This window comes from Streptantibioticus rubrisoli, assembly GCF_024436055.1.
In the GTDB taxonomy this organism is placed as follows: domain Bacteria; phylum Actinomycetota; class Actinomycetes; order Streptomycetales; family Streptomycetaceae; genus Streptantibioticus_A; species Streptantibioticus_A rubrisoli.
In genome coordinates this window covers 23,105-36,164 of record NZ_JANFNH010000028.1, presented here as the reverse complement: position 1 = coordinate 36,164, position 13,060 = coordinate 23,105, and the positions used below count along the sequence as shown (strand labels likewise).

The following is a 13,060-nucleotide window of genomic DNA, read 5'->3' as shown; positions in this document are numbered from 1 at the left end:
GGCGTTGCTCGCGGGGGGTCGGGACGACCCCCCGCATCCCCCTTGTCTTGGCTGCGGAGAAGGCGGTTGACGGCGTTGGCTGGTAGCGGGCGCACCGAAGCTGGCCTCACCGTCGCAGCGCCCGGTCGACCAGCGCACCGGCCGCCCCGGTGTAGTGGGCGGGGTCGAGCAGGTCGACCAGTTCCTGCGGGCTCAGCACTTCCCTGACCTCGGGCAGGGCGGCGAGCACATCGCCCAGCGGTGTGCCGGACTGTGCCGCCTGCTGGGACGCGGTGGACAGGAGCCGTTTGGCCGCTGCCTTGCCCAGTGCGGGCGCGAGCACCGCGCTGGCGCGCTCGGAGACGATCTGGCCGCCGGTGAGCTCCAGGTTGGCGCGCATCCGCTGCGGGTTCACGCACAGCCCTTCGGCGAGTTCCGCGGCGCAGGACGCCGCGCCACCGACCAGCCGCAGGCACTCGCGCAGCGGCTGCCACTCGGCGTGCCAGGCTCCCGCGGACCGCTCGTCCTCGGTGGCCAGGCACTGCGTCAGCACGGCGGCGAGCGCGGGCACCTGCAGGGCGGCGGAGCGGACCAGGGTGGCCAGTACCGGGTTGCGTTTGTGCGGCATGGCGGAGGAGGCACCGCGCCCGGCGGCGCCGGGTTCGGTGGCCTCGGCGATCTCCGTCCTGGCCAGCACCTGGACGTCCACGGCCAGCTTGCCGAGGGCGCCCGCGGTGTGGGCGAGGGCGGCGGCGAGGTCCGCGACCGGGGTGCGCAGCGCATGCCACGGCAGTACGGGCACGGCCAGTCCGGTCTGCTCGGCGAAGGCCGCGGTGAGCTCGTCGAGGTAGGCGTCCGGCACGACGCCGTTGTGACCGGCACCGATGCGGGCGTACTCCAGGTACCCGGCGAGTGTCCCGGCCGCACCGCCGAGCGCGACCGGCAACCCGCCGTCGGCCAGCCGCCCCAGCCGCTCGTCCGCGTCGAGCACCAGCTCACGCCAGCCCGCCGCCTTCAACCCGAAGGTGGTCGGCACCGCGTGCAGGGCCAGCGTGCGACCCGCCATCGGGGTCTCCCGGTGCCTGGCGGCGAGCGTCGCCAACGCGCTTGCGGCGCGGGCGAGATCGCAACGGATGAGCCGCAGTGCCCGGGTGGCGACCAGCATGGCACCGGTGTCCAGGATGTCCTGGCTGGTGGAGCCGCGGTGCACGTACTCGGCGGCGTCCGGGCACTCGGCGGCCACCACCGCGGTGAACGCCCGCACCAGGCCGACGACCGGGTTGGCGGTCTCCCGGGCTTCCACCGCCACGGCGCGCAGGTCGAGACGGTCGGCGTCGGCGGCGGCGGTGATGGCCCTGGCGGCGCGCTCCGGCAGGGTGCCGAGGCTGGCCTGTGCCCTGGCGAGCGCCGCTTCCGCGTCGAGCATGGCCTGTAGCCACGCCCGGTCGCAGGTCGCCCGTTCGACCGCCGTGCCCGCGCGGACCGGCGACAGCAACCCGGCGTCCAACGGGGCATCGGGGCACGGCACTTGGGAGGTGCTCATCGCGCCACCTCCGTCCGGCCGCCGCCCGGCACCGCTTCCCGCTCGGTGACGGGCGGCAGGGCGAGCACGGTACGGGCGATGGCGTCGGAGTCGGCCAGGGTGACCGAACCGACCCCGGGGCGGATGCCCGCGGCGGTGACCCAGTGCACCGACTCGGTGGGGACGCCGTAGGCGAACCGCCGCGGATGGCGGCGCCCCGCCGCGTCGATGAGGTGGTACGGGCGCTCGGAGACCGCGAGGCCGCCCGTCTCGTACTCGCCACCGCCTGCCGAGCGGATCCGGTACGGGCGGCACTGGCCGCTCTCCATCAGCTGCCGCAGCAGGGGGTCGGCGGTGCGGCGCAGGTCCGGCTCGGGCAGCCGGGCCTCGATCAGTACGGAGGCGCGCACCGTCACACCCGGAATGTCGCACGTCGCCACGAACGCCGGTGGCTGGGTGCCGTCCTCCTCGGTGTCCACCGCCAGGCCCGGGCCGATCACGGTGAGGACGCCCGCGTTGATGAGGGCGATCATCTCCTCGATGCGGGAGACCGGCGGGCCGATGGACAGGAACGCGTTGAGCGGGGTGTACCAGCCGTCCAGATCGTCGCGGTGCGAGTCGCCGTCCAGCCCGCCGTGGTCGACCGCGAGGCGGACCTCGTTGCGCAGGTCGCGCAGGACGTCGAGGGCCGCCTTGAGCGGGCCGCTGACGTTGCCCGCCCTGGCCTCGCGTACATCGCGGTCGAGGTGGTCGAGCAGCCAGGACTGGAAGTCGGCGAGCCCGGTGAACCGGCGGTCGCCGTACGGCCGGGCGATCCACGCCCAGTCCCAGCGGTCGGCGGCGGGGATGCCCACGGCGTCCAGCAGCGCCTGCTCGGCGGCCTCGTCCGCCGTGGCCAGGTAGCGCTCGGTGAAGTCGGCCGCGTCCGCGTCCGGTTGGCAGTCGGCCAGCAGAGCCGCGTAGTAGACGCTCTGCACCTCCTTGGCTATCAGCGGCCACAACTCGGTTCGGAAGACGGCCGGTTCACCAGCGCTCGACCTGGCGCGCCGGGCCTCGATCCATCCGACGGTGAGCAGCTTCGGCAGGTAGCGGCCGTGCGGACCCTTCTCGTTCTCCCCTCGCGCGTGGTACGGGACGCCGCGGCGCGAACCCGCGTACATCCGCGGCTCCCTGCCGGACGGCCGGTAGACGAGCCGGTCCTCGACCCGCTCGAACGTACCGCCGCGGCCGATGGTGAACAGGGCCATGTGGTCGAAGAAGTTCAGCCCGAGGCCACGCAGCAGGACCGTTTCACCCGGGGCGACCGCGGAGAGGTCGAGGTCGGCCGGATTGGCCGGTGGGACGTACCGCAGACCGTGCCGGCCCGCGAACGCGCCGAGCCGCTGCTCGGCCGCCGACGGCACCACGTCCACATGGCCCTGGGCCAGCACCACCGCCGACAGCCCGGTCAACCGGCTGCCGTCCGCGAGCCGCACGGTCTGCGACCCGCCGGGTCCCTCCTCGCCGTCCCACAGCGCCACCGCCCGTAGCCGCCACGGACGGATCGCGAGGTGGTCCGGCGCTCCGGCGACGATCCGCCGGTAGCACCATTCCAGGTAGTGGCCGTAGAAGGCGCGGGTCGGATAGGAGTCGGGCCCCAGACGGCGGGCCTCGGCCAGCGTCTCGGCTGAGCAGCCCCCGGCCGCGCCGTGCACCGCCAGGGACCGAGCCCATTCGTACAGGCTCGGTCCCTCCTCGATCGGGCCGCCGATCTCCACGCTGTCGTCGGTGAACACGGTGACCTGGGACGCCACGGTGTTCATCAGCAGGACCCCGGACTGCCCGGTGCGCCAGACCCGGCCGGGTCCTGGCGAGTCGGGGTCGACCAGGTGCACCGTGACCCGGTCGGCCGAGGGTGACTTTCGCTCACAGGCGCACAGTCGCTCCAGCACCGACAGGCCGCGGGGTCCGGCGCCAACGATGCAGATCTCCAACTGTCCGGTCTCCAAAGTGTTCTCCACTCCACGGGAAAGGGGGCGTCGCGGTACCGTACGGCCTGAGCGACCCCGGCTACCCGGACGCGGCTCCGCCGGGCCCACGCCCGCACCGCTGGTCACCGCGGTGCGGGCAGCAAGCGGCGGCCGAGAGCCGCTACGGCGTTGTCGACGACACGCTGACCGGCCCGGCCACCGGCGGTCATGATCGACTCAGGGTGGAACTGGACGGCGGCCAGCGGCCTGCTCACGTGCTCCAGGGCCATCACCACGCCGTCATCGGCCGTCGCGGTCACCCGCAACTCCTCGGGCAGCGCCGCGGCTTCGGCGTACAGCGAGTGGTAGCGGCCGACCTCGAACGTCTGCGGCAGACCGGCGAACAGCCCGCAGTCCGGGTCGGTCACCCGCACCCGTGACGCCTTGCCGTGCACCGGTTCGTCGAGCACACCGAGCTGACCGCCGTAGTGCTCCACCAGACCCTGCAGTCCCAGGCAGACGCCGAAGACCGGCAGGCCCAGCCGCTCGGCCTCCTTGAGGGTGGCCGCCAGCTGGAAGTCCGCCGGGCGGCCCGGCCCCGGCGACAGGACCAGCAGGTCCGGCAACTCCCGCTCCAGCAGCGGAAGATGGCGGCCACTGCGGTATGTGGTGACCTCGGCACCGGTCTGCCGCAGGTAGTCGGCCAGGCAGTGGACGAAGGAGTCCCGGTGGTCGACGAGCAGGATGCGCACTCCCGCCCCGGGCGCGGAGCGGGTCACCGCCATCGTCGGGGCGACCGGGGCGGGTGGGTCGAGCACCTCCAGCAGGGCCTTGGCCTTCAACTCGGTCTCGGCCTCCTCGTCCTGCGGCGACGAGTCGTGCAGCAGCGTCGCACCGGCGCGAACGGTGGCGACCCCGTCGCGTATCTGGATGGTGCGCAGCGTCAGGACGGTGTCGAGCGAGCCGTCGAACCCGACGCTGCCGACCGCACCGCCGTACCAACGCCGCGGCGAGCGCTCCTCGCGCTCCAGGAACTCCACCGCGGCCAGCTTGGGGGCACCGGTGACGGTGACCGCCCACAGGTGGGCGAGGAAGCCGTCCAGCGCGTCCAGACCCGGGCGGATCCGCCCCTCGACGTGGTCCACCGTGTGGATGAGGGCGGAGTACATCTCGATGGTGCGGCGGCCGGTGACCCGTACCGAACCGGGCACGCACACCCTGGCCTTGTCGTTGCGGTCCACGTCGGTGCACATCGTCAGCTCGGACTCCTCCTTCAGGGAGCCGAGCAGTGCGCGCACCTGGGCCGCGTCCTCCAGCGCGTCGCGGCCACGGGCGATGGTCCCGCTGATCGGCGAGGAGTCGACCAGCAGCCCGGCACCGTCCGTGCCGTGGTCGTGCCGGACCCGGACGAACATCTCCGGCGAGGCGCCGACGAGGTACTCCCCTTCGCCGAGGTTCACCAGCAGGCTGTGCGGCGCGGGATTGCGCTGCCACAGCCGACGGAAGAGCTCCGAGGGCGGCTGTACGCAGCCGCGCCGGAAGAGCTGCCCTGGCACGACCTCGAACAGGTCCCCCGACCGGAACAGCGGCTTCGCCCGCTCGACCACCTCGGCGTACTCGCCCGGGCGGTGGTCGCGCGGCTCGGTGGTGGTGCCGGGCACGAACGGTTCGGCGGAGGTCCGCCTGGGCAGTCCGGTCGTGTGCGCTCGCTCGGTGGCGAACTCGTACCGGTGGCGGACCACCTCGTCGCGGCGCAGATCGAACTCAAGGATCTCGTCAGGCAGTTGCAGCACCAGGTCCCGGTCGTCCGGGCGGCGCGGCTGGTGCAGCTCGATCTGCTCGAACTGGAAGATCAGGTCGTAACCGAACGCACCGTAAAGGCCCAGTAGTTGGTCGTCGGGCGCGGCCATCGCGGCGATCAGCGCACGCAGTGCGGAGAAGACACCGGCATGCCGTGTGCGGTCCTCCTCGGCGAAGGTCTCGGCCTGCGTGGCGAGCACCCGACCGCCGAACCCGCCGGGCACCTCCCCCGGTTCGCCCAGCACGCCGTCCAGCGCGCCGCGCAACACGGGCAGCAGCACGGCACCCCGCTCGTTCAGCGCCCGCACCGTAAGGCGGCCACCGGCGAAGGCGATCTCGACCGGCGGATCCACGAAGCCGACGGCCCGGTCATGGCCGCGGAAGACGAGCATCCCGCGGCGCTCGTCCAGGGCGTTCTCCAACCGGACCCGAGCGGTACGGGCGTCCGGCAGCCGCCGACTCTCGCGGGTGATCCGCACTCCGCCCGCCGTGCTCCACCGCCCGTCGGCGCCCATGCCGTCCGGTCGTCCCTCGGACGTCTTGAGCGTGGACATTGACACTCCCTCGTCTGGATGTGGCCGGAAACGGGCGACGGGGTGGCCCGTGCGGACCACCCCGTCGCCCGTTGCCCGGGCCGGATTACGACTTGTCGGCGTAGACGGTGCGCATCGTGCGCTTCAGTGCCTTGCCGGTGATGCCCACGTGCTCCTCGCCCGACTTGGCCAGGATCGTCTGGACCAGCGGCTGGCCCTCCTGCGCGAGCAGGGTGTTGATCCGCCCGCGCAGGTCCACCAGGTCGATGTCGGGATCGGCCAGGTCGACGGTGAGCACCAGCTTCTCCTCGCCCTTGCCCGCCCCCTCGGTGCCGACCAGCGTGCAGTCGAAGACCTCGGGGAAGCGGCGCAGGATCAACTCCTCGGTCTGGGTGCTGTAGATGACGCCCTGCCGGGTGACGATGCGGTCGGTGGTGCGGTCGACGTGGTAGACCAAGCCGTCCTCGTCCCGGTAGGCGAGATCGCCGGTCAGCCAGTAGCCCCGCACCCGGTTCTTCTCGCTGAGCACCGAGTTGTTCCAGTAACCGGCCGTGACGGTGGGCGACTTCAGCGCGAGACGGCCCACGGTCATCGGCGGCACCGGCTCGTCGTCGGCGTCGAAGATCTGCACGTCCACCCAGGCGAACGGCTTGCCTATGCACCGCCCGTAGCGGTTGCTGGTCGGCGTGTGGACGGTGCGGAACATCGCGAAGCCGAACTCGGACGAGCCGAAGTTGTCGATGAACAGCGAGCCGGGACGCCGCACACCGTCCCGGTCGATGTGGTTGCCGAGCTTGACCAGCTTCCTGATGTGCCGCTCGTGGTTGGCGTCGCCGGTGGACATCCAGCGGGAGACCGAACCGAAGTCGTAGGAGTCCAGGTCGATCCGGCACAGGTCGACGAAGGTCTTGGGGAAGCCCGCGACGAGGTGCGGACGGAAGACCTGGATGGCGGCGGCCAGGCTGTGCGGTTCGCGGTCGGTGGCCAGCAGCACCGTGGCGCCACGGGCGACCGATGACATCAGCACCGAGATCGCGGAGCCGTGGCTCTGCGGCAGCACGGAGAGGATACGGCTACCGAGATCGGCCTTGATCTGCCGCTTGATGCCGTAGAAGAACCCGCCGTGGTTGAACTGCACGGCCTTGGGCACACCGGTGGTACCGGAGGTGTGCGCGATCAGGGCGGGGTCGCTGTCCTGGTGGGTGAAGACCTTGAACGGCTCGGTGCCGTACGGCTCCTGCGCGTAGTACGGCAGGCCCACCCGGTCCTCGGTCAGCCGGTCGGCGTCAGAGACCACGGCGACCGCGCCGACGTTGCTGATGAACCGGGCCGCGATGTCCGGCGCCAGCTGGCTGTTGAGGAAGACCGGAATCGCGCCGATCTTGGTGAGCGCGATGTAGTGGACGAGGTAGCGCACGCTTTCCGCCACGAACACCGCCACCGGGTCCTTGGGCCGGATCCCATCACGGTAGAAGCCGCTCGCCACCCGGTCGGTCAGCTCGTCGAGCTCGGCCAGGGTCAGCTCGTTGTGGACCCCTCCGGCCGGGTCCCGGTAGGGCCGGTCGAGCACGATGACGCTCTTCGCGGCGGCCGACGCCGAGGCGGCGGCCAACCGGAAGAAGTTCCCGGCACCCAGACCGTCGAGCTCCAACAGATCAGTCGTCATTTGGCTTCTTCCTCTTTCACGTTGGACGCTTCGCGGGATTCCTGCGACGGCGCGCAGTACTGCTCCATGGCCTTCCTGATGTCTTCCGGAATGGGAACCGACCGGTGGTCGTCCAGCGACATGGTCACCAGGACCGCCCGGATCCTGACCCGCACGTCCTGCGGCTCCTGACCCGTGCACTCGAAGCGCAGCTCGAACGAGGACGTGCCGATCCGCTGCACGGTCAGGGTGAAGGCCACCGTGTCGCCGAGCCTGCTGGGGGCCAGGAAGTCGCACTCCAGGCGAATGGTGGGGATGCCGATCCGGCGCTCGGCGAACAGCCCCGCGTAGTCGACTCCGAGGGCGGTCTGGAACCAGTCCTGCAGCACCTCGTTCATCAGCAGCAGGTACTGCGGGTAGAAGACGATGCCCGCCGGGTCGCAGTGGTGGAACCAGATCTGCTTGTCCTGCCTGAATCCGGCTTGGCCGGTTCTCTCAGTTCCCATGGGTTCCTGGTGCACTGACCGCCTCTTTCGGCTCCTGGGTACCGACCGCCGCACGCAGCCGGAAACGCTGGATCTTTCCCGTCTCCGCCCTTGGCAACTCCGCGCGGAACTCGATGGCGCGCGGGTACTTGTAGGGCGCGATCGACTCCTTGACGAACTTCTGGAGCTCCTCGGCGAGTTGGCCGGACGGCCGGTGCCCGTCGGCCAGGACCACATGGGCCTGGACGAGGGAGCCGCGTTCGCTGTCGGGCACGCCGACCACTGCGCACTCCGCCACCGCGGGGTGGGCGAGCAGGGCGTCCTCGACCTCGGCGGGCGAGATGTTGTACCCCGCGGAGACGATCATGTCGTCGACCCGGGCGTGGTAGTACAGATAGCCGTCCTCGTCCGCCCAGCAGGCGTCGCCCGTGATGTTCCAGCCCTCCCGGACGTAGTCCTTCTGCCGTTCGTCATCGAGGTAGCGGCACCCGGTGGGTCCCTTCACGGCGAGCCTGCCGACCTCACCCGGCGGCAGCGGCTGGCCCGCCTCGTCGAGCACGGCGGTCCGGTAGCCGGGGACGGCCCGGCCGATGGCGCCCGGCCGGTTCAGACCCTCCTCACCGCGCATCGAGATGAAGATGTGCAGCATCTCGGTGGAGCCGAGGCCGTCGATCAGGTCGATGCCGGTGTGCTGCTTCCACAGCTTGCGGGTCACCGGCAGCAGTGCCTCACCGGCCGAGACGCACTCGCGCAGCGAGGACAGGTCGTGCTGCTCCCGGTCGGCGGCGATCATCCGGTACGCCGTCGGTCCGCTGAAGCAGATGGTGGCCTTGAACTCGCCTATCGCCCTGGCCAGATGGCTCGGCGCGCCCCGGTCGAGCAGCACCGTCGAGGCCCCCACGTGCAGCGGGAACAGCAGCAGTCCACCCAGACCGTAGGTGAACGCCAGCGACGGCGATCCGATGAACCGGTCGTCGCAGGTGGCCTTGAGGACATGCCTCGGGAAGGAGTTGCAGATGGCCATCACGTCGCGGTGTGAGTGCACCGTCGCCTTGGGCGCTCCGGTGGTCCCCGAGGTGAAGCCGATCAGGCAGGGGTCGGTGGCCGCCGTGTCGACCGCGGTGAACCGGTCGGGCTTGGCCGCCATGGCATGCTCAAGACCGGACTCCGTTTCGTCGCGGAAGAACATCATCCGGGGCGCGCCGCCGGTACGGGCCCGCGCGGCCGCCGCGACCATCTCGGCGTCAAGGGCGCGTTCGCACAGCACGTGGCTGATGCGCGCCTTCTCCATGACGTAGACGAGCTCTTTGGTGCGCAGCAGCGGCATGGTGGTGACGACCACCCCGCCCGCCTTGATCACCGCCAGCCAGACGGCCGACATCTGCGGACTGTTGACGCCACGGAGCAGGACCCGGTTGCCGGGCACCAGACCCATGTCCTCGGTGAGCACATGGGCGATCCGGGAGACCACGGCGTCCAGCTCCGCGTACGTCCAGCGCACGCCCTCGGGCGAGAGCATCGCCAGCCGATCCGCCCATCCCGCGGGCCCGACCGCGCGGTCGACCAACTCCGCGGCGCAGTTGAGGCGAGCCGGGAAGCGCACCGCGGGCTCGTCGAAGAGGAATTCCGGTTGCAGTGATTCCGGCGGCAGGTTGTCTTGTACGAACGTGTCGGTATGAGCCGTTCCGGAGCTCGGTTTCGGTGGAGCGTTCAACGGTGCGTCTCCTGGCTGGGAGATGTGGATCACGGACGGTGGACACAGACGGCCAGGTGGTACGACCAGCGAAAAGGTCCCCGCGCACGGGTGTGCGGGGACCTTGACTGTTTTTTCGGCTGTGTTTTCCCGGGGCGGGCCCGGTCGGCCAGGCCTGAGCTGCGGCCTGCCAGCTATTGGGGTGCGCTGCGTTATCCCGGGGGCAACCCCCGCAACCCCCGGCCGCGTTAGGCGACCGCTTGCCAGCTGTGGGGTGCGTAGAAGCCCTGGGCACGCTCGAGTCGGCGCCAGTGGGCGACGGTTCGGATGTCGTTGTCGGCCGCGGCTGCGGTGCGCGCGGTGGCGGCGCGGGCCAGGAGCACGGCGGTGATCGCCGCCAGCTCCTCGGGCTCGGCGTGCCCGCGCCGCACGGTCACCACGGTCGCGGCAGCGGCATCTACGGGAGTGCTCACAACGTTCTCCATCTCCATAACTACGCGATTACTGCGGCGGGTTGCCGTGCTTACGGGACGGAAGATCAGCGTGCTTGGTACGCAGCATCGCCAACGAGCGGATCAGCACCTCACGGGTCTCGACCGGATCGATCACGTCATCGACCAGACCGCGTTCGGCCGCGTAGTACGGATGCATCAACTCGGACTTGTACTCCTTGACCATCGCCGCCCGCATCGCGTCCGGATCATCCGCCTCCGCGATCTGCCGACGGAAGATCACGTTCGCCGCGCCCTCGGCACCCATCACCGCGATCTCGTTCGTCGGCCACGCATAGGTCAAATCCGCACCGATGGACTGCGAGTCCATCACGATGTACGCACCCCCATACGCCTTGCGCAAAATCAGCGAGATCCGCGGCACCGTGGCGTTGCAGTACGCGTACAACAACTTCGCACCATGCCGGATGATCCCGCCATGCTCCTGATCCACCCCCGGCAAGAACCCCGGCACATCCAGCAACGTCACGATCGGGATGTTGAACGCGTCACACATCTGCACAAAACGTGCGGCCTTCTCCGACGCCTCGATGTCCAGCACACCCGCCAACGTCTGCGGCTGGTTCGCGACAATCCCCACCACCTGCCCATCCAGCCTAGACAGCGCACAGATGATGTTCGTCGCCCACCGCTCATGCACCTCAAGGAACTCGCCGTCATCGACGATCTCCTCGATCACCTTGCGCATGTCATACGCCCGGTTACCGTCGGCCGGAACCAGATCCAGCAGCGCCTCACCACGCCGGTCAACCGGATCCGTAGTGGGCAGCACCGGCGGGTTCTCACGGTTGTTCCGCGGCAACAGCGACAGCAGGTAGCGCACCTCTTCCAGGCAACTTTGCTCATCGTCGTAGGCGAAATGGCACACGCCCGAGGTCTCGGCATGCACATCCGCACCACCCAGACCGTTCTGCGAGACCTTCTCCCCCGTCACCGCCTGCACCACATCCGGCCCAGTGATGAACATCTGCGAGGTCTCCCGCACCATGAACACAAAGTCCGTCAGCGCGGGGCTGTAGGCGGCGCCTCCGGCGCACGGGCCCAGCATCACCGAGATCTGCGGGATCACACCCGAAGCCCTGGTGTTGCGCTGGAAGATCCCACCGTAACCAGCAAGAGCGCTGACACCCTCCTGGATCCGAGCCCCCGCACCATCGTTGAGCGACACCAACGGCGCACCCGCCGCGATCGCCTTGTCCATGATCTTGTGGATCTTCTGCGCATGCGCCTCACCCAACGCACCACCAAAGATCCGGAAATCATGCGCGTACACAAACACCGTGCGCCCATGCACGGTCCCCCACCCCGTGATCACACCATCGGTGTACGGCCGCCTCGCCTCCAACCCGAACCCCGACGCACGATGCCGCCGCAACGGCTCCACCTCGTGGAACGACCCCGCATCCAGCAACAGCTCGATCCGCTCACGCGCAGTCAACTTCCCCTTGGCATGCTGCGCCTCAGTCGCCCGCTCACTCGGCCCCCGCCGCACCTGCTCACGAATCGCGTGTAATTCCTCGACCCGATTCGCCGTCTCATGCGTACCGTCCTTGTGAATGCTGCTCATGCGCGTCCTCCAAAGATCCGTGGGACTGAAGCGCAGGGTTCGGCACCGATAGCGCGGGGCTTGTGCGTGGGTCGGCCAACCGGCGGCAATGGCTGATTCACGGAAGCGCCATCCACCTGGCGCCCGGTCCGGCTTGGTTGACGCCGGAGGCCCTGAAGCATCTGACGGCCACATCTGATGGGCACATCTGGCAGCCACATCCGACGGCCATCTGGCGGTCACATCTGGCGGTCTCAACTCGGCACAGATGACAGGGAACTTAGTCCTCATCCTCTTCGGCGCTGGTCGGGAAGTCAAGGGATTTCCGCCATCGCTACCCGCACCAACCGGACGGATCGGCACTTTCCCCATCGCTGACCGGTTGCTCTCCAGTGTCCCTGGATCGGCAGGCCCGAGAGTTCTCCCAACGGGCTTCCACCGGGCCGTATCGGCTTCGCCCGCCGGAAGCGTGGTGAGTTTAAGGGGGACAACAGGTGAACCGAAACACGGGCCGCACGGCGACCGGGGGGGCGTTGTGCGCGGGGGAGGGCTGCCGGCTCCGTGATGGCAGCGGGCAGCCTCGGCATCGTGTGATCGCTGGACGCCGACTGTGCGGGCTGTGCAGGGACAGGCTCGTCGCACAACTGAGGAGCCTGCCCAGGCTCTATGACGAATGCGGGCAGTTGCTCGGCGGCTCCCGCCAATTCAACGAAAAGACATCGGGCGGCCCCCTGCCGGGAATGCCGTTCAACACCGCGGCGGCCGATGCCCGCGCCGCGATCCTGACCGTGCTCAGTTCCTGGAGTGGGCTAATAGCCAGGGAACGCAAGCTTGCCCCTCCGGCGCGTACCGTGCGGAGCCTGGTCGAATTCGCGGTCCGGCACATCGACTGGCTGACGGCGCACTTCGCGGCCGCCGACCTCACCCGCGAGGTGGCGCACCTGGTGCGCGGTGCGCAGCAGGTGGTGCAACCGGGCGCCGGGCGCCGGGTCGTGGTCGGCGCCTGCATGGAGCCGGAGTGCTCCGGCACGCTGGTCGCGGTCGTATTGCCTCGCGAGCACGGCGAGCCGAACCGGATCGTGTGCACCGCCGACCACGGCCACGCCTGGCCGGAGCACGAATGGTTGCGGTTGCGGCACCGTATGGAACGTGGGCAGACCCGGACCGCCGTCCCATCGGTCGCACGCACCATACGCTGGCTCAGCGCCGCCGACATCTCGCATCTGTGGCACGTCGCGCCGGGCAGCGTCTACCGCCTCGCCAGTGAGCACCAGTGGCGGCGCCGTAACCACTCCGGCCGTACCTACTACCACGAGGCGGACGTCCACCACGCGTTGAGCAGGCGCGTTACCAGCGTCTGACGTCCCGGCATCCGCCCGGCCCGGGTGCCGACGCC

General features: G+C 70.0%; 9 protein-coding genes. 1 reads left to right on the top strand and 8 read right to left on the bottom strand.

The features are described 5' to 3' along the window. Positions 1-106: 106 nt before the first annotated feature. From NON19_RS21440 to NON19_RS21405, 8 genes are all read right to left on the bottom strand, one after another. Positions 107-1,522, bottom strand: a complete 1,416-nt coding sequence (locus NON19_RS21440) for a nitrosuccinate lyase (RefSeq protein WP_255930393.1) — start codon at positions 1,520-1,522, stop codon at positions 107-109. Continuing rightward, entirely contained in the window at positions 1,519-3,489 is a 1,971-nt protein-coding gene (locus tag NON19_RS21435; protein ID WP_255930391.1) for an FAD/NAD(P)-binding protein, read from the bottom strand. The genes NON19_RS21440 and NON19_RS21435 overlap by 4 nt, the downstream gene beginning before the upstream one ends. Before the next feature lie 104 nt (positions 3,490-3,593). Continuing rightward, the gene (locus NON19_RS21430) at positions 3,594-5,804 is read right to left on the bottom strand and encodes an anthranilate synthase component I (RefSeq protein ID WP_255930389.1); all 2,211 of its coding nucleotides are present in this window, start codon (positions 5,802-5,804) and stop codon (positions 3,594-3,596) included. 85 nt (positions 5,805-5,889) lie between these two features. Further along, on the bottom strand, positions 5,890-7,449 hold the full coding sequence (locus NON19_RS21425) for a class I adenylate-forming enzyme family protein (RefSeq protein ID WP_255930388.1): 1,560 nt from the start codon (positions 7,447-7,449) through the stop codon (positions 5,890-5,892). Next, complete coding sequence (locus NON19_RS21420; protein ID WP_255930387.1) at positions 7,446-7,934, bottom strand: acyl-CoA thioesterase; 489 nt, start codon at positions 7,932-7,934, stop codon at positions 7,446-7,448. Before NON19_RS21420 ends, NON19_RS21425 begins: the two co-directional genes overlap by 4 nt. Beyond that, a complete protein-coding gene (locus tag NON19_RS21415; RefSeq protein WP_255930386.1) occupies positions 7,924-9,627 on the bottom strand; it encodes an AMP-binding protein in 1,704 nt (567 codons plus the stop codon). The genes NON19_RS21420 and NON19_RS21415 overlap by 11 nt, the downstream gene beginning before the upstream one ends. A gap of 227 nt (positions 9,628-9,854) precedes the next feature. Continuing rightward, entirely contained in the window at positions 9,855-10,097 is a 243-nt protein-coding gene (locus tag NON19_RS21410) for an acyl-CoA carboxylase subunit epsilon (protein WP_255930385.1), read from the bottom strand. Positions 10,098-10,107: 10 nt separating this feature from the next. After that, a complete protein-coding gene (locus NON19_RS21405; RefSeq protein ID WP_255930384.1) occupies positions 10,108-11,685 on the bottom strand; it encodes an acyl-CoA carboxylase subunit beta in 1,578 nt (525 codons plus the stop codon). A gap of 719 nt (positions 11,686-12,404) precedes the next feature. Between NON19_RS21405 and NON19_RS21400 the strand changes: the two genes are divergently transcribed. After that, positions 12,405-13,025 (top strand): hypothetical protein, encoded by a 621-nt coding sequence (locus NON19_RS21400; RefSeq protein WP_255930383.1) that lies wholly within the window; start codon positions 12,405-12,407, stop codon positions 13,023-13,025. Positions 13,026-13,060 lie beyond the last annotated feature (35 nt).

Bases quoted from the DNA above. Each gene is read 5' to 3' on its own strand.
- NON19_RS21440 (WP_255930393.1), bottom strand. From the start codon at position 1,522: ATGAGCACCTCCCAAGTGCCGTGCCCCGATGCCCCGTTGGACGCCGGG.
- NON19_RS21430 (WP_255930389.1), bottom strand. From the start codon at position 5,804: ATGTCCACGCTCAAGACGTCCGAGGGACGACCGGACGGCATGGGCGCC.
- NON19_RS21425 (WP_255930388.1), bottom strand. From the start codon at position 7,449: ATGACGACTGATCTGTTGGAGCTCGACGGTCTGGGTGCCGGGAACTTC.
- NON19_RS21420 (WP_255930387.1), bottom strand. From the start codon at position 7,934: ATGGGAACTGAGAGAACCGGCCAAGCCGGATTCAGGCAGGACAAGCAG.
- NON19_RS21410 (WP_255930385.1), bottom strand. From the start codon at position 10,097: ATGGAGATGGAGAACGTTGTGAGCACTCCCGTAGATGCCGCTGCCGCG.
- NON19_RS21405 (WP_255930384.1), bottom strand. From the start codon at position 11,685: ATGAGCAGCATTCACAAGGACGGTACGCATGAGACGGCGAATCGGGTC.
- NON19_RS21400 (WP_255930383.1), top strand. From the start codon at position 12,405: ATGCCGTTCAACACCGCGGCGGCCGATGCCCGCGCCGCGATCCTGACC.